Origin of the sequence: Paenibacillus anseongensis, assembly GCF_009757995.1 — a bacterium.
In the GTDB taxonomy this organism is placed as follows: domain Bacteria; phylum Bacillota; class Bacilli; order Paenibacillales; family NBRC-103111; genus Paenibacillus_E; species Paenibacillus_E chondroitinus.
Genome location: NZ_WSEM01000016.1, coordinates 1 through 16,263 on the forward strand (window position 1 = coordinate 1; position 16,263 = coordinate 16,263).

General features: G+C 42.4%; 15 protein-coding genes and 4 pseudogenes. 15 read left to right on the forward strand and 4 right to left on the reverse strand.

What is annotated here, in order from left to right; all coding sequences use genetic code 11:
* Window positions 1–72: 72 nt before the first annotated feature.
* The 3 genes from GON05_RS39060 to GON05_RS16275 all read left to right on the forward strand — a co-directional run bounded on the left by GON05_RS39060 (window position 73) and on the right by GON05_RS16275 (window position 1,866).
* Window positions 73–588, forward strand: a complete 516-nt coding sequence (locus GON05_RS39060; RefSeq protein WP_220138820.1) for an MBL fold metallo-hydrolase — start codon at window positions 73–75, stop codon at window positions 586–588.
* A gap of 70 nt (window positions 589–658) precedes the next feature.
* The gene (locus GON05_RS39065) at window positions 659–904 is read left to right on the forward strand and encodes a hypothetical protein (RefSeq protein ID WP_220138821.1); all 246 of its coding nucleotides are present in this window, start codon (window positions 659–661) and stop codon (window positions 902–904) included.
* Between the two features lie 224 nt (window positions 905–1,128).
* Window positions 1,129–1,866 (forward strand): GNAT family N-acetyltransferase, encoded by a 738-nt coding sequence (locus GON05_RS16275; protein ID WP_157320070.1) that lies wholly within the window; start codon window positions 1,129–1,131, stop codon window positions 1,864–1,866.
* A gap of 477 nt (window positions 1,867–2,343) precedes the next feature.
* Here GON05_RS16275 and GON05_RS39070 read toward each other — a convergent pair whose 3' ends face one another.
* Complete coding sequence (locus tag GON05_RS39070; protein WP_221435239.1) at window positions 2,344–2,499, reverse strand: hypothetical protein; 156 nt, start codon at window positions 2,497–2,499, stop codon at window positions 2,344–2,346.
* A 321-nt stretch (window positions 2,500–2,820) separates the two neighbouring features.
* Window positions 2,821–3,399 (reverse strand): TetR/AcrR family transcriptional regulator, encoded by a 579-nt coding sequence (locus GON05_RS16285; protein WP_157320072.1) that lies wholly within the window; start codon window positions 3,397–3,399, stop codon window positions 2,821–2,823.
* Between the two features lie 301 nt (window positions 3,400–3,700).
* Here GON05_RS16285 and GON05_RS16290 point away from each other — a divergent pair, with 301 nt between their 5' ends.
* From GON05_RS16290 to GON05_RS16320, 8 genes and pseudogenes are all read left to right on the forward strand, one after another.
* Window positions 3,701–4,186 carry a quercetin 2,3-dioxygenase gene (locus GON05_RS16290; RefSeq protein ID WP_157320073.1) on the forward strand — a complete coding sequence of 162 codons (486 nt, stop codon included), beginning with the start codon at window positions 3,701–3,703 and terminating at the stop codon, window positions 4,184–4,186.
* A 146-nt stretch (window positions 4,187–4,332) separates the two neighbouring features.
* Window positions 4,333–5,613, forward strand: coding sequence for a glycosyltransferase (locus GON05_RS16295; protein WP_157320074.1), 1,281 nt, complete (start codon window positions 4,333–4,335; stop codon window positions 5,611–5,613).
* 328 nt (window positions 5,614–5,941) lie between these two features.
* Window positions 5,942–6,139 (forward strand): annotated as a pseudogene (locus GON05_RS40080) (sugar nucleotide-binding protein); the annotation flags it as partial.
* A gap of 37 nt (window positions 6,140–6,176) precedes the next feature.
* Window positions 6,177–7,052: an alpha/beta fold hydrolase gene (locus GON05_RS16305; protein ID WP_157320075.1), complete on the forward strand. Its 876-nt coding sequence runs from the start codon at window positions 6,177–6,179 to the stop codon at window positions 7,050–7,052.
* A gap of 699 nt (window positions 7,053–7,751) precedes the next feature.
* Window positions 7,752–8,507, forward strand: a complete 756-nt coding sequence (locus GON05_RS16310; RefSeq protein WP_181646098.1) for a cyclase family protein — start codon at window positions 7,752–7,754, stop codon at window positions 8,505–8,507.
* A 250-nt stretch (window positions 8,508–8,757) separates the two neighbouring features.
* On the forward strand, window positions 8,758–9,402 hold the full coding sequence (locus GON05_RS16315; RefSeq protein WP_157320076.1) for a copper amine oxidase N-terminal domain-containing protein: 645 nt from the start codon (window positions 8,758–8,760) through the stop codon (window positions 9,400–9,402).
* 218 nt (window positions 9,403–9,620) lie between these two features.
* Complete coding sequence (locus tag GON05_RS38860) at window positions 9,621–9,803, forward strand: cupin domain-containing protein (RefSeq protein ID WP_185157218.1); 183 nt, start codon at window positions 9,621–9,623, stop codon at window positions 9,801–9,803.
* Between the two features lie 502 nt (window positions 9,804–10,305).
* Window positions 10,306–11,196, forward strand: coding sequence for an alpha/beta fold hydrolase (locus GON05_RS16320; protein ID WP_157320077.1), 891 nt, complete (start codon window positions 10,306–10,308; stop codon window positions 11,194–11,196).
* A 388-nt stretch (window positions 11,197–11,584) separates the two neighbouring features.
* On the opposite strand, the pseudogene GON05_RS16325 reads toward GON05_RS16320, so the two are convergent.
* Window positions 11,585–12,337 (reverse strand): annotated as a pseudogene (locus GON05_RS16325) (IS110 family transposase); the annotation flags it as partial.
* A 552-nt stretch (window positions 12,338–12,889) separates the two neighbouring features.
* Here GON05_RS16325 and GON05_RS16330 point away from each other — a divergent pair.
* Window positions 12,890–13,156 carry a DUF3977 family protein gene (locus GON05_RS16330; protein ID WP_157320078.1) on the forward strand — a complete coding sequence of 89 codons (267 nt, stop codon included), beginning with the start codon at window positions 12,890–12,892 and terminating at the stop codon, window positions 13,154–13,156.
* A 48-nt stretch (window positions 13,157–13,204) separates the two neighbouring features.
* Here the strand turns inward: GON05_RS16330 and GON05_RS16335 are convergent.
* Window positions 13,205–13,399, reverse strand: a pseudogene (locus tag GON05_RS16335) (IS110 family RNA-guided transposase); the annotation flags it as partial.
* 592 nt (window positions 13,400–13,991) lie between these two features.
* Here GON05_RS16335 and GON05_RS16340 point away from each other — a divergent pair.
* The 3 genes and pseudogenes from GON05_RS16340 to GON05_RS16350 all read left to right on the forward strand — a co-directional run.
* Window positions 13,992–14,579, forward strand: coding sequence for a sigma-70 family RNA polymerase sigma factor (locus GON05_RS16340; RefSeq protein ID WP_181646099.1), 588 nt, complete (start codon window positions 13,992–13,994; stop codon window positions 14,577–14,579).
* Entirely contained in the window at window positions 14,572–15,417 is an 846-nt protein-coding gene (locus GON05_RS16345) for a hypothetical protein (RefSeq protein WP_157320079.1), read from the forward strand. Before GON05_RS16340 ends, GON05_RS16345 begins: the two co-directional genes overlap by 8 nt.
* A gap of 319 nt (window positions 15,418–15,736) precedes the next feature.
* A pseudogene (locus tag GON05_RS16350) lies at window positions 15,737–16,075 on the forward strand (D-TA family PLP-dependent enzyme); the annotation flags it as partial.
* Window positions 16,076–16,263 lie beyond the last annotated feature (188 nt).

The window sequence follows — 16,263 nt, forward strand, 5'->3', positions numbered from 1 at the left end:
TACCTCCAAAACCTTGAAAACAAGCATAGTATGTTGGTTATTCCGCTGTAGAAAAAAAAGGATGATATACTAATGTCAAACTTACAATTTGCTGAACTATGCGTAAAACGTGACAGCCTCACAAGAAACCTGCCAGAAGGAAAAGAAAATCTTCGATGGGTTTCCAATACTGCTATTCTTATTTATGGAGGAAAAGATGCAGTTTTGGTCGATACTTTTATTACTATTGAACACAACCAAAAATTAATTGATTGGATAAAGTCTTTTAACCGCAACTTAAAATACATCTACATTACGCATGGTCATGGAGATCATTTCTTTGGAATCAAACAAGTAAAAGAAGCTTTTCCCAATGTTAAAGCGATAGCAACAGAAGGAACTGTTAAAGAAAGTTTAAAACAAGGAAGTCTAATTGAAAGTTTTTGGGATAAATTATTTCCTAATCAAATTCCTTACCCGCAGGTTTTCCTGATGTTATCGATACAAATTCTTTTGAGCTTGAAGGACATAGGATGGAAATCATTGAAGCTGGGTTTACGGATACGGCAAATACAACATCATTATGGATTCCAGATATTGAATTACTAGTGGCAGGTGATGTTGTTTATAACGGAATCCATCAGTATCTAGTTGAAACAACAGAGAGTACTCGATTCGAATGGACCAAACAATAGATCGTATGATAGAACTAAATCCTAAATTTGTTATTGCGGGGCACAAAGTCCCCGATAATGATAATAACCCAAAAATTTTGGATGAAACTAAACAATATCTCTTAGATTTTAATCGGTTGAATAAAGAAACAGACACCGCTTTAGATTTATACCATACAATGCTCAATCTTTACCCAAACCGAATAAACCCAGGATCACTTTGGGGATCTGTAAATGCTGTCAAAGCTTAAACCTAATGACGAGTCGAGAATGTGACTAAAAGCTGGCTTTTCGTAAAGGGAGATACCTGCAATGGCAAGCTGACCGATTACTCTATGAACGATGTCGCTTATTAAATGAAATAAATAATTTAATCGATTCGGACTAATTCGAGAGGATGCCCGATATTTCGGTATAAGGAGCAATAGTGAAACTGATAAATAAAAAGAAAGCAATCTTGGAGAACATGATTCTAATGTTTGAACATTTGAGCATAAACAGTCCTTACGCGAATTTTTATCGTGACGAAAACTGCGCAAGAATCGAATCTGAATTGCCGATAACGATTCTCAATCGCGTGTTTGATTATAAAGCTCCTAATGACAATAAGAACGATGCAACCAGGCAAGTGCAATCTATTATCGATTCGTATCGAGAACGTGGCGTAAAATGTGTCTGGCATACCTATTCCCATACGCAGTATGAAATCGTTAATGAAACGCTAATATCTAACAGATTCATATTGAGCGGTATCATGTCTGGCATGGCAGTTGATCTCGAAGAGAAAACGGTTAACCAATCTTATGTGCCAGGATTGAGAATCGTGACTGTTCATACGGATGAAGAGCTTGAGACATTCAAACGGGTGTTCGTGGCAGAATACGGCCTCCCGGACGAATTGGCCCATGCATTTACCGAAGCTTTTGCTTATGATCCGGAAGGAAAAATGCAGTATTTTCTGGCCTATTTGAATGACGTGCCGGTAGGAACGACCATGACGTTCAGTAAAGGCGAAGTGACAGGCATATATATGGTTGCGACATTGAAGGAATTTCGTAAAAGGGGGATTGGCGGTGCACTTGTAGGTCATGCTCTGCGTGACATGCAAGTCGCAGGAGCAACGTTAGCCATTTTACAGGCTAGTTCCATGGGACAGACCATTTACCGCAAACATGGATTTGAGGAATTGCTGACGATCAATTTATTTATATGACAAAATATAAGAGAATGCTATCACAAACTTATTGAAGCTTGAGAAATCAAGCTTTTTTGTTTTTATGTCAGCCAAGCATTCATCTTCTAGCAGGTGAAAGTTCGGTAGCGGGAGGGGCCAAGCCCAACGTAGCTTGGATACTTGCGTATGGAGCAATCTATACTTAAAAGTGTCTCGACGAAAGTACTCTCAGAGATAGCGCGAGTAATATGCCAAGCTGTAGGTTGTAACATCAAATCGATCCTGCCGTGTCGTTAAAAAGCCCTTGTAAGAGCTACGAGTGGATACCGAGCTCGTATAAAAGGACGAAAAGAAGTTGGAACTTGGATCGGTCGCGAAAGAATCCTCAGGCGAAAGGGGATCGGCATGGTTTGAATGAGGATATGGTGAACTGGGAGACCCTCCCCAGTTTTCTTGAAACCGTAAAAAGATAGACCCTCTATAAGCCTTCTCGGCGTGCAGGGGGAGTCCGGGGGGCTATCCGACCGAGGAACGCAGTACAAAATAACCTGCGGGAGGAAGGAGCCCTGCCGGGAGAAGGGCAGGAGCCAATAAAGGGGCGGCTGGAATCATGGCATGACAATTGTGGACATCGAGAAGCAGGGAGACAGTCTCTTTTTGTATGAGTGCCAACGAATCCTTAGAAAAGGCAAGTACCATCACCTCAGCCGGTAAGACGCGTTACATTCCGAAGAAAGATTGGAAACAAAGACCTCTAGGTATTCCCATCATCCGATACCACGTCATACAAATGGCAACGAAACTGGGTTATAGAACAGATCTTTGAAGCACATTTTCAGGAAGCCTCATTTGTCTACAGGTCGAAGCGAAGCGCCAAGCAGGCGCTGGACCGTATCCGTAAAGTGTGCAATCGCAAAGGGAATTGTATAGTCGACATCGACAAATTTAGATGGTTGCTAACATCCCGTGCTAACTATCATCATCGAGCATTCTTTAAGCATCAAGCATCGCTATGGATGCATCTGCTATTTGATGCATCCTCTTTTTATCTGTAGACGTTCGAGCCAATACTCTCAATCCAATCATTGTAGTCTGTAAACTAGCAGCTAGTATTTTCGCATCCTTATCAACCGGGATCTCGCCCGACTGCTGACCTTTTTGAATGAGATCTACGAGAATTTTCTCCCCGTTATCAAAACCTGCGTTAATCATTTCACGAACTTCTGGATCCCTTAAAGCTAGTTCGGTCGCAGAATTCACAAATAAGCAGCCTGGCGGTCGATCGTCATTCACTTCAATCAGATAATCAAATCTGAAGCGAATTACTTGTTTCGCCGTACGACCACGTCCTATTTCTTCCTTAATCATTGCGTTTATCTGTTTCTGGTACTCGTCCACCGTCTTTACAAAGAGGCTATGCTTATCGCCAAATGTATCATACAGGCTTCTACGATGTACACCCATATGCGTAACAAGGTCCTGAAGCGAGGTTTTTTCATAACCTTTTTCCCAGAATAAATGCATTGCTTTTAGAAGTACTTCTCTTTCGTCAAACTCTTTACTTCTTGTCATCTTATACACCTCTTCAAAATGATTTTATCATATGAGAACAAACAGTAAAAGTTAAATCACGAATAGATCTCATGCAATTTATTCCATATAAACCTTTCGATACAAACAGTCTAAGACTTAAATAAATATAGAATATTAGTATTTTAAAAAAATGAAAAGACTAACTGGAAGAAATTACTGAATGGTAGGTTTGCATTTGATACTTTGACAAAGCGTCATAAAAGGTTTTATTATAAGAACGATCAATCTCATAACATTGTACAGGTAAAAAATTGACAACAAAGAGGAGACTGAAGTAACCATGAGTAATCAAAGCAAAGCTGGTGTAATGCGTAGGAAGCCTGATAATGATAATACGTTCTTATTCCTTACCGACATTAATTCCGTCTTGGTAAGCGGGGAAGATACAAATGGGGAATTTTGCGTGGTGCATTGTTCGGTTAATGAGAATGATGGTCCGCCGCTCCATATCCATGAGAACGAAGATGAATCTTTTTACGTGCTGGATGGAGAGTTGGAGATGACGCTTGGGGATGACACGCTTCTGGTGAAAAGCGGAGAATATGTCTACGCTCCTCGGGGCATTCCGCATACCTTTAGGGTGAAGTCCAAAAAGGCTCGATTCTTAGTTACGGCCTACCCTGCAGGATTTGATTCCTTTGTAAAAGAATTAGGCGTTCCTTACGTTGAAGGAATGGAAGCTCACATGGAGCCCCCTACTCCTGAATTTCTCCATAAGCTCATACAAGTATCCAAAAAATATAATATTACGTATCCGGGTCTTTAAATTTCTTTTGAATGTTAAGTAATCAACCGACAAATCCGCTCGACGGACAAACGGATAAAGTAGGCAAAACGTTTATGAGCATAACCAAAATGGCTTGCGACTAACGCTTAAACGTTTGTTTTAGCGCAAAAGAAAGAGGTTTTATTATGTCAAAAGTTATCATTCCCATTACGCCTGTATATGGACATGTTGCTCCCATGCTGTCCATAGCAAAAGACCTTATTCGGCGCGGTCATGAGGTGACTATTATAACAGGGTCTATATTCAAGGAAGCTGTTGAAAGGACAGGCGCCGCATTTATTTCATTTACTGGTGCAGCCGATTGGAAGCCCGATGAATTATTAGACCCCGAGCGTCTCGCCCTCGAAGGGCCTGCTCAGGTTAACTATGACCTGCAGCGCTATTTCATTAGCGCTATTCCGAACCAGTATGCGGCGTTGCAACAAGAACTGGAGAAGTATGGTGACGACCAAGCAATTGTGATGGCTGAATCATTCGGCTTCGCAATCTCGCCAGCACTGCACGGTGTCCCAGGTGTACGGGCGAAGGGATATATTGTTGTAGGTGTTATACCACTTGCGATTTCTAGTATAGACACTGCACCATTTGGCATGGGCCTCGAACCGGACAGCTCAGAAAAGGGTCGTGCACGAAACCTCGAGCTTAATAGCTTAATGAGAAATACGATATTCGGAGATGCACAGAAGCTCTATGAAAAGGTGTTGACGAGTCTGGGAGCGATTGTGGAAATACCATATCTTCTTGATAGTTGCGTATATGCGGACAGCTACCTTCAGTTGTCTGTAGAGGAGCTGAGTTATAAGCGATCAGACCTGCCCATTAGCGTCCGCTTCATCGGAGCGCTTCCTACTCCGCCTTCCGTGGAGGCTAAATTGCCAGCATGGTGGCCGGAAGTGTTTGAAGCTGAACAAGTTGTTGTTGTAACACAGGGAACAGTAGCAAACGGTGACTTCAGTCATCTAATTGAGCCAACGCTAGAAGCGCTGGCTGATCTGCCGGTTCTAGTTATTGCGGCGACAGGCAGCAAGGATGAAGTCAAAAAAATACCGGCCAATGCGCGCGTCGCGGAATTTATACCATTCGTCGACCTCCTTCCGCATACCAATGTTCTCGTCACAAATGGTGGATTTGGCGGGACGCAGCAAGCGTTAACGTTCGGAGTGCCGATGGTATTGGCTGGCATTTCCGAAGATAAGATTGAGGGTAACGCTCGTATGGCCCATACTGGTGCTGCAATCAATCTCAAAACCCAAACACCGACGCCAGCGGCAATTCGGGAGGCGGTCCTTGACGTACTTCATAAGACTGAATTCTTAGCAAATGCACAAAGATTGAAGGCGGAGTATGCTGCACTTGATCCATACACGTCCATCGCAAATGTCGTCGCCGAGTTAGAAGCCAAATAATATTATCCTTGTCATCCTAATTGATTTATTGGCAGCAACTTCATTTATTATATGCTTGATAGCTACCCGGATTATGAACTAATTAACTTGGATGCATTAACAGCTGGAAATCTAACAAGTTTGTAGACTATTCCCATTTGTGACAAGAGCTCCTTTATAAAAGGTGATATCAATGCCCTTAGCAAACAAACGAATCGTCAGTTTGGTAAGGGCATGATATCGTTATTTATTTTTCGGCGGAATTTCATGTGGCCGTATTTTATCGTAAGTACCTCTTGGGTATATGGGCAAAGCAAAATGGGAATCTGTTTCCTGATATGATCTTGCTCTTGCGATTATCGAGAAGAGTGGATTTAAAGTGGAGATTACACCAGGTTCCACGAAAGATTTTCCACGACTTGCGCCTCGTCCGCGCTACTCGGCAATGGCGCATACAGCGATCCTTGATAATGGATTTGAAGACTTTCGTCCATGGCGTAAAACATTACAGGAATTTTTGAGGTTGTTCGGCCTTAATGGCAAGTGACTTGCAATTAATTAACCTAGAAAGCAGGAACTTAAAAATGAATCTATCTAATGATAACCCGCTGGCAGTTGGAGAACATGAAGTCTTTATCGAAGGTGTGCGTCAAGTTTATCATGTAGCTGGCAACGGCCCAGTTTGTTTGGTTCACTCGGGCGGACCTGGATTTCACTGGAAATATCTTCAGATGCCAGAGCTGGAGAAAACAATGACAATGGTGTATTTAGAACCGGTAGGAACAGGTAAGTCAGATATGCTTCCAGACGGAAACTATAGTATGCCTCGGTATGCGCTTTTCGCACATAAAGTAGCTGAGCATATCGGAGTTCAAAAGTATTATTTCCTAGGTCATGCTCATGGCGGCGGCGTTGGCATTCAATACGCTCTGGATTACCCGAACGAACTTAGCGGTCTGATTCTCCAATCCAGTGCTCCTACAATGAACATGGATCTATATATGGAGCAATTCACACAAATCGAGATCTTTGCTCAACGTTGGCCAGATAACGCGGAAGCTGAAGATGCGAAGCAAGCTATGATGGATTCAAAAAACGTGAGGGACAAAGAATCGGCCTTGGCTGTTCTCCACCGCTTATTGCCTGCATACTTCGGTAACTATTGGGATGTGAAGGATAAAGTGGACAAATGGAAGGTTGATCTCGATTTCTTCGGGGACCCCAACCGCCAGCCATATGAGTGGGATGTACGAGATATCCTGCACACAATCACCACGCCAACACTCATTCTTGTCGGTGAATATGACGTCAACTGCGGGCCAAGGTGGTCTAATGAAATGGCGGAAAAAATACCTGGATCTCAACTAGTAATATTCGATCGAGGCGGTCATATGGAGCATGTAGAGCATGCCGAACCATTTACTCAAGCGGTTAACGAATTTGTTGCACATACAAAGTAATAGGACTAATACGTAACATGAGCACCGTGTATGATGCATAAAGCCAACCGAGAACCCCGTCAAGTAAACATCATCTAAAAAGACATGTCTTTAAGCTGTGACGACATATTCATAACTCGATTAATGGGTTGCACGTCTATGTCCGTACAACAATAGGCACTTTTTGCAGGAATTAGCCAGCCTACGCTTGTCGCGAACGGTAACAATGACATTATGGTGCCTACCGTCAACTCCTTGTTTGCTGGACCATTTCAAATGCAGAATTAATTATTTACCCAGATGTGAATCACGGTTTCTTATTCCAGTATCCGCATGAATTCGCTTTGGAAGTTAATGCCTTCCTGAATAAAAAATTGCAAGTTACATTCGATTGTTGACTACAACTTTGCCAAAGTAATCAACCTGCTAATACTGGTGACTTTCTCAAATTCAGCCCTTTCTGGTTGGCCTATTTTTATGGTCTTGAATCAACACATTACCATGAAATATCAATTAATGAATTAGGAAAAATTTGGAATATTCAACAAGGAAATATTTGAAAATCGTGAACGTGAGGATGCTGCAATTATCAAATGAATACTTACGTAATGAAGAGAGAGTTTGATTACAGATGTAATCAATTTAAATATCCTGGTTCCATATTTTTCATGCTATTATTTTACGGAGACAACCAAGAAGATAAGATGAGGTGTAACAATAGTGAAACTTATTGATTTGAGTGTCCCAATCAGTCCACGAATTAGGGAACCATTGCCTGCAAAAATTGATTACTCCACTCATGAGGACGGAGCACTCCAAGCAGCAGCAGCGCTAGGTCTTTCACCTGAGGATTTTCCTGAAAAGATGGCGTGGGCAACAGAGACTGTCACATTAAATACGCATTCTGGAACACATGTAGATGCACCTTGGCATTACTGGCCTACTTCGGAAGGCAAGCCCTCAAGAACTATTGACGAGCTTCCTCTAGAATGGTTTTATTCAGATGGTGTGGTACTTGACTTCAGTAGTAAACCGCCGGGTTATGAAATAACCAAAGACGATCTAATCACAGAGTTGAATCGGATCAACTATACCTTGAACCCACTGGATATCGTACTCATTCGTAGCGATGCAGATAAACGACTTTATAACGAACATTATGCGTTCCTACATGCTGGCGTTTCACCTGAGGCGACACTTTGGTTACTCGAATGCGGAATTAAGGTAGTTGGCACGGATGGTTGGGGGTGGGATATCCCGCTGAATTTGCAGGTTGAGGAGTATCGCAAGAATCCAAGAGAAGGTGTGCTATGGGCAGCACACTTTTTAGGTAAAGATATGGAATATTGCCAGATTGAAAAACTTGCTAATCTTGATCAACTGCCAAAACCATATGGTTTCAAAGTATCATGTTTTCCTGTTAAGGTAGAGCGGGCAAGTGCCGGATGGGCGAGGCCAGTTGCAATTATTGAGTAAATAAGGGGAAATCAATTTTCGGAGGTATGGTAAATGATGAAGATCAAATTATGCGCATGATTAATCAATTGGTGCAGACAGCTTCCGGACAACGAACAATAGACTAATGTGATGAATAAATTTTTTTTGTAACAATTTCAACCAATCAATCGTTTGAAGAACTGTAAGCGAAAACTAAGCTAAACGAGGGGATAGAAACTGGCGTAAGCATTAGAGAAATTATGGGGAAACAATAAGAGGAGAAATTTACTTGAAGAAGAAATTATTAATTGCACTTGGACTTACTGGTGTTATCGCAGCATCTATTGCTGTTGGCGCTTATGCGGCAACGGATATTAAATTATTTATTAACGGGAAAATAGTTAATGCGGATTTGCAGATCATAGATGGATCCAGCTATGTTCCTTTGAGGGTTGTTTCTGAGTCACTTGGAGCTAATGTAAAGTGGGATGAAGGCAACCGGGAGATTAGTATTACGGGACAAACGGGTCAAGTAGATCAATCCGTCTATGAGAATACCCAATATGGCTTCCGTTTCATGCTGCCGGACAGTTGGAAAGGGTACACGATCGTAACGGACAAATGGGAAGGTCATTCTGTATGGGATGCGCAAGGAAAAGAGGCTAGCGGCGCGAGCCTCAGTATCCGCCATCCCGAATGGACCGCAGAACAGCCAAGACAGGATATCTCTATTCTCGTCTTTACTGTCGACCAATGGAACGAGCTTCAGCAGGATAAATTCCACATCGGCGCAGTGCCTATCGGCCCAAGTGAACTGACGCGCAATGACAAATACGTGTTCGCACTTCCGGCACGCTATAACTTTGCCTACCCTGATGGCTACCAAGAAGTGGAAGACATTTTGAAGAGCAATCCGATTCAACCGATGAATTAATCAAATACTACAAAAAAAGATTCCCCATCGCCCGTATACATTAGTCAAGACAAAGCATTTATTTTTTGGATAAGAGTATAAAAGCGAAACAATCAGCAGATGTGCTATACAGAAATAATAACAAAGCAAATACATTCCTATTTCTCAGCGACATAAATTCAATATTAGCAAGCGGTGACGAGACGAACGGAGAGTTTTGCGTCGTGCATTGTTCCGTCATGAAAGATGATGGATCTCCACTGCATTTATATGAAAAAGAAGACGAATCTTTTAACATTCTGGATGGAGAAATAGAGATGACACTAGGTACAGAGACTATTTCGGTGAAGAAAGGGGAATATATATGTATTCGCACCTCGTGGTATTCCACACACATTCAAAGTAAAATCAGATATAGCTAAGTTTCTGGTGACTGAATACCCTGCAGGATTTGATTACTTTGTGAGGGAACTTGGCGTTCCTTATGTAGAAGGGATGGAGGCACATATAGAGCCACCTACTCCTGAGGTCATGCAAAATTTTAACAGTAGCCAAAAAGTATCATATTACTTATCCCGGTCTTTAATTTTAGAGATCGCATCGCAAATTAAAGCAGTCTTACACCCCAAACGGTAAAAAAAAGTGTAATTGGCTTGGGGACTATTGACTCTTTTGTGGAACAATAGGCTGCGAGTTGCCAATTGATTTAATTATATGCTCGTGCTAGTTTTTCAAAAGACGATTAATGCCATACATGATAACCGGAATGAATTGTCAGGCATTGCGCCGTTGTACTGCTGATGCAGATAAGATAGAATTACATCAATAGAAAAACTTGAATAGGCGTTTTTGAAATGGGAAAAAATGAAACATGAATTGCGTACGGCTGTTGTGTTTTAAAATGAACTGAAAGAGGGAATATACATGACTTCATCTCATTTTCAAACCTATATTGGTACATCAAGTATGCACGAGCTCGTCATTAATGGTATACGACAAGTTTATCATATTGCAGGAAAAGGACCTGTTTGTCTTGTTCATGCAGGAGGCCCTGGTTTTCATTGGGGCTATATGCGTATGCCCTTGCTTGAAAAATCCATGACCGTTGTCTATTTAGAGGCAGTAGGCACAGGAAATTCCGATAACCTTCCAGATGGAGATTACACAATGCCAAAATACGCCTACTTTGCTCATAAAGTAGCAGAACATATTGGAGCTCATCAGCCATTTTTCCTAGGTCACTCGCATGGTGGTTTCGTAGGCCTACAGTATGCACTCGATTATCCAAATGAACTCGGCGGCCTTATCCTCTACAGCTCGGCTCCGTGTATGAATCAAGATCTTGGAATGGAGCAGGTTCAACAACTCGAAATTTTCACCCAGCGTTGGGAAAATCGTCCGGAAGCTCAGGATGCGAAGCAGGCATGGATGGACATGATTACGGGGAAAGCGCAGGATAGAGAATCGATCCTGAAGGTTTTGGGGCGCTTAATGCCTGCTTTCTTTGGTAACTATTGGAAACTTTCGGAAGGTTTCAACGAGTGGCAAGCTAGCTTGGATTTCTCCGTTGATCCGAATCGCAAGCCTTATATGTGGGATGTTCGTGATGCCTTAGAAACAATTCAAACCAGAACCCTAATCTTAGTCGGAGAGTACGATTTTAACTGCGGACCGCGTTGGGCCAAGGAGATGGATGAGAAAATCCCAGCTTCGCAGCTCGTCATTTTCGAACAAGGTGGGCATATGAACCATGTGGAGATGCCCCAAGAGTTTGTAAAAGCAGTGAATGATTTTGTTTCGCAAGCCTCAAAATAATAACTATAATACTCGTAATTATAAACTGTGCTTGCCGCAACAAATTTCCGAAAGTCCCATGGAAATTAACCAATGACGTGAATTAGCACCGTCTAAGGAAATTCAATTAACGCAGACGATAGAATACAGACATGACAGGAGCCTTAACACGATGGTTAAAAGAGGATGAATAAACTCCCTCGGTATGATTTAATTTCCTCACGCAAGCTCGTCTATTCGCAGGATTTCATCCTTTAGGTTTCGATGCTGAATGAAAAGGAGTGAGATATATTTAGAGTGTTTCGTTAAAAAGGCATGCGGGAATAGAGGTGGAGTTGAATCACCCAGTTCATTCCAATTACTGCACGTATTCTCCACGGTGCCCTTAGCGATTTTCACTCCCATGTGTTGCTTGCCTAGATCCAACCGTTTTCTTGGCTAGATCGATGAGTAGATGAGCTCTACGCACACCTGAATGCCGTTTCATTGATTTCTGCCATCCTTTAATGACATCGTCAGGACTTAGTTTACATAGCTCGGCTGGGAGCGGAAATAGCCGAAGGGTTAACAGTGCACCTTTGCAAGCTAAGATCTTAAAAACTTGTCTCAGTTCAGGAAAGACAATGTCGACCCAGCGGTGGATCTGGTTAACGGCACTTACGAGTCTTTTAACGACCGTTTCTCGGTTAGCCATAAGCACTCGCAGCTCCTCGTATTCGGAGGAATGGAAGCGGACAGGGGAGTAATAGCCGTTCTTCACCATGTCGGCAATAACTAAAGCATCTTTTTTGTCACTTTTAGAGCGTGTATTGTCGCGGTTTTCTTTGTTTTTCTTAACTAGATGAGGATTAACAAGTACGGCTTCAATGGCCTTATTTTTGAGCCAGCCAGCAAGGCTTAGCCAGTAATGGCCAGTCGGTTCCATACCAACGATAACTTGAGATAATTTATATGAAGCTAACAAGTCGCCAATCCAACGATCGAGGGATTTGAAACCTTCGTTGTCATTACTGAATTCTAAAGGATTCCCGAGAGCGACACCACGGAAGTTAACCGCTCTGGCAACATGAGTCTCTTGAGCAATGTCTACACCAACAACAATATGATGAAAGGTAATGTTTTCAATGAGTTGATTTTGCTTTTCTTGTGATTTAAACTTCATAGTAGAGCGTCCTCCTGGATGATGGAATTAAAGGGCTTTTGACCCGTTGCGTACTTCCATCGTACCGAGGCGCTCGTTTTTTTACAAAGCTGAAATTTATCCATCTACAGGAATCTAACGAAGAACCATAGTAGAGTAAATGTAACAAGAATGAAATTTTATTTTGATATGGCTTTAATGAATCAAGCCTATAATAAAATTGACCCCCTTTAAAATATAAATAGTTATGACCCACAGCCCGTTGCTGTGGGTCACTTTTTTTGTTCATTAAAGTAACGGGTAGGCTTGTGTCATAGCTTGTCGGGTGACAAGAACATTATCTCATTAATTGCCGCGTGAATCGCGGTTTTTTTATTTTATGGGATCAAGTTCTTGTCAAAACCCAATGACAAGAACTTGATCCCATTCCCGATTTTGACAAGAACTTTATCTCATTCCCGACGGAAGGCCAAGGGGAGTATTTTCAAAATGATTAAACTAACGGGCAGGTTACTTCCAATATGTGTTAATATAAAACTGTAAGATTTTCTGACTTGAAAGAGGTAATCTTGGTTGAAATATATCGAAGTAGGTATAGGAAATACTTGGATTGTGAGAACGGAAACCGAGTTGGCGGATGGTTCTGAGGTTGAACAGAAGGGTATTATTAAGCCAATTATTTTTTATTCAATCTATCTAAGATTATGGATAGGCAAAACGGTTTACATCTGGGACTCCAAACAAGGATTCAAAAAAATGGTCAAACCGCGAAAAGCATTTAAAGTTATACTAGGGTTAACAAGTTATCTAGCAGATAATGAAGCAAAGTTTGAGGGTTAGCCTAACGGGACACAAGACCTTATAATCGATGAAAGTAGGCAGGCAACCGCGAATCCAACGGTCGAGGGACTTGAAACCATCCTCGTCGTTGCTAAACACTAAAGGATTACCAAGAGCGACACCACGAAAGTTAACCGCTCTGGCAACGTGGGCCTCCTGAGCAATGTCTACACCAACAACAATATGATGAACGGTAATGTTTTCAATGAGTTGATTTTGCTTATCTTGTGATTTAAACTTCATAGTAGAGCGTCCTCCTGGATGATGGAATTAAAGGGCTTTTGACCCGTTGCGTACTTCCATCGTACCGAGGCGCTCGTTTTTTTACAAAGCTGAAATTTATCCATCTACAGGAATCTAACGGATAACTATTGCTCAATAGACATCAGGAGAAGGCTACGGACAGCATAGAATGGCAGCCTTCTCAGCTAACGGGCAGCATACTTACAATATGGGATAGTACAATACCCTTATTATGATAGACCTCCCCAAGCTGACTGTAACGGCAAAAAGATGCTGAACGATGGCGGGAACCGGACCAGTCGAAGGCAACACCACCTACATGGGCAGCCTTCAGCAACTGGTGAGTTCCCTGAGGACCGACTTAGCCAGCGGAATGTGGATCAAATCTTGAATCCGTAAAAAAAATTAACGCCGTTATAGTGGATGTGGGTTTCCAGCGATTGCTGGTGCCCGCATTTTTTTTCATGCTCTATAATAGTGACTTGAAGAAAAAAAACGACCGCTACTTGTTAATGGATTTCATTAAGCGGCGTATTAACATACGTAACCGGCTTGCTTGGATGAAATAGAAGCATAGGAAGGAGGAAAGTGAGTGGAGAGCGTCCGAGTAAACAAGAACATATTCAGGGAGCGAACGGACAAACTCCGTGCTGCCGGAGAGGTTCTGTCAACCGAACAATTTTCCCGGATCTATGAACAGTACTTTAACCGCGTGTACAAGTATATTTACTACCGGATTCAGAATCAGTATGAGGCGGAGGATGTTTGCAGCCAAGTGTTTGAACGGGTTATTGTCAATTATGGCAGCTTCTCGGAGGAAAAAGCCGTATTCGAGGTGTGGTTGTTCGCCATAGTACGGAATGCCGTCACCGATTACTTTCGCGCCCGGAAAAAGAGATTTCATTTCTCCTTGGACTCGATTACCGAGTTGATCTGGCCGAAGCCTTCTCCCGAGGAGCTAGCCATCCAGATTGACGACCATCAGGCGTTGTTTCAAGCGTTTGCCAAGTTGCGCGACAAGGAACGCAACATCATCGCCATGAAGTTTGCCGCCGGTCTCAAAAACTCGGAGATTGCGGCACTCATGGGAGTAAGTGAATCCCAGATCGGTGTAATTGTCTACAGGAGCTTGAAGAAGCTGCATAAATTTTTGGGGACAGGGGGGTTGATGGATGAATAAAAAACAAGACCTCAAACCATTCGAGGATGTGATTGATTTGCTTGAAAATACAAAGCTTGATAATCCATTGGCGAAAGAGCGGATTCACAGGCGTCTGGTACATAAGATCGAGACGCAAACCATTTCACCGAAAAATACGATGAGGGACGGGATGACAACGATGAATAGAACATGGAAAACGGCTACTGTGGCTGTACTTGGTGTAGTGCTGATTGGCGGAGTGCTATCTACTACCTCCTACGCCCAAGGTATGATGCAATCGATCTTGGCGAAGTTTCATGTAGGCAATATGGACATCGTTCAAGTCGATAAGGAGCTTCCGGCGTCTGCCAAAAATGCCTCCGCCCAGAAGCAAGGTTCCGAAACCGATAGAGTGGAGCTGCCGCCGCGGCCGACGATGACCGTGGACGAAGCCCGTACCGTCGTGGGAATGAATTTCCCGGCTCCATCCTGGATGGCTGACTTCAAGTATGTCAACACCATCATTCACGGTAAGACGATGGTAGAGGTGCAATACGCGCAAGGCGAAAAATCCGTGAATTTCTTGATTTCGCAAGGCGGCAAGAACGGAGTTGAAACGACAGCTGAAGTGAAAACGGAAATGATCGATGGGACCCAGCTGTATTTTGCAAATGGAATTGTTATCTGGGAGGACAAGGGATTTACGGTGGAGATGTATGCGATGGATGATTTCGATGCGGATACGCTGAAGAAAATCGTCAAGAGCTTCGGCGTTGGCAAGCCGTTGACGCAAGAGCAAATTAATAAGTCGAAGTCCAATGTAGACAACTTGATTCAAACGCAGCGAGCGGCTCCGGCTCCTGCGGCTCGTCAATAAAATTTGACTCAAGTCGTGCAACATTTGTTATCTTCCAACCGTTTATGGCATGCCACTCACGTATAACGAGCTTGAAGAAGACTATCGTTGTGCCCATGGCAGTGAGTCGGTTATAGTTCCTTAATGAAAACTATAGTTCAATCAGAAACGAGGCTACCGGTATGATTTGGTGGCCTCGTTAAGCTTATCGGCCAGCATTTCTGGCACGCTCCGTGTGGTGTGTTGGTTACTGGAAAGCCTGAATATTCAATTTCTATATTTGCATTCGATAAAGTTAGAGGCAGAATTCGGAATGGTAAAGAAGATGAAATACCATATTATTTTGATGGCTATATCGAGGCAGTTGAAAAAGGTAAGAATAATTATGGATGTAGGCGCGAAAGGAATTACAGCTCAAACTAGGAGTAAAGGTCATACAACAACAAAAGGTCTCGGTCGTATTAAAGAGTTTGATGACGTCCATATTTTTAAAGTGTTTGACGAACACGCTATTATTTACAATGAAGATTTCAGTAATAAAGTGGCTGTAGGAGATAAAGTACAAATCATACCGAATCATATTTGCCCTGTTTGTAATTTATACGAAAAAGCTTACTTAGTCTCGGAAGGCGAAGTTGTGGAAGAGATACCGGTTGAATGTAGAGCGAAATTGCAATAAATGTTTCTAGTCTTTATACCGGATTATTTGGTAACTAAATGGATAATATACGTGGAGATATCAAGATGAAAGCTGAATTCTTCTAGGCGAAGATAGCTATGCTTCAAATGAATGTTGGGTTTCTTTGACACCAATGGCGATAGAAGACCGCAAAGCATCCATTAAAAATGAGAGTTAAAGCACCTCTG

What these genes read in the sequence shown, in the direction of transcription:
- GON05_RS39060 (WP_220138820.1), top strand. Translation starts at nt 73, where the DNA reads ATGTCAAACTTACAATTTGCTGAACTATGCGTAAAACGTGACAGCCTC.
- GON05_RS39065 (WP_220138821.1), top strand. Translation starts at nt 659, where the DNA reads ATGGACCAAACAATAGATCGTATGATAGAACTAAATCCTAAATTTGTT.
- GON05_RS16275 (WP_157320070.1), top strand. Translation starts at nt 1,129, where the DNA reads ATGTTTGAACATTTGAGCATAAACAGTCCTTACGCGAATTTTTATCGT.
- GON05_RS16285 (WP_157320072.1), bottom strand. Translation starts at nt 3,399, where the DNA reads ATGACAAGAAGTAAAGAGTTTGACGAAAGAGAAGTACTTCTAAAAGCA.
- GON05_RS16290 (WP_157320073.1), top strand. Translation starts at nt 3,701, where the DNA reads ATGAGTAATCAAAGCAAAGCTGGTGTAATGCGTAGGAAGCCTGATAAT.
- GON05_RS16295 (WP_157320074.1), top strand. Translation starts at nt 4,333, where the DNA reads ATGTCAAAAGTTATCATTCCCATTACGCCTGTATATGGACATGTTGCT.
- GON05_RS16305 (WP_157320075.1), top strand. Translation starts at nt 6,177, where the DNA reads ATGAATCTATCTAATGATAACCCGCTGGCAGTTGGAGAACATGAAGTC.
- GON05_RS38860 (WP_185157218.1), top strand. Translation starts at nt 9,621, where the DNA reads ATGAAAGATGATGGATCTCCACTGCATTTATATGAAAAAGAAGACGAA.
- GON05_RS16320 (WP_157320077.1), top strand. Translation starts at nt 10,306, where the DNA reads ATGACTTCATCTCATTTTCAAACCTATATTGGTACATCAAGTATGCAC.
- GON05_RS16345 (WP_157320079.1), top strand. Translation starts at nt 14,572, where the DNA reads ATGAATAAAAAACAAGACCTCAAACCATTCGAGGATGTGATTGATTTG.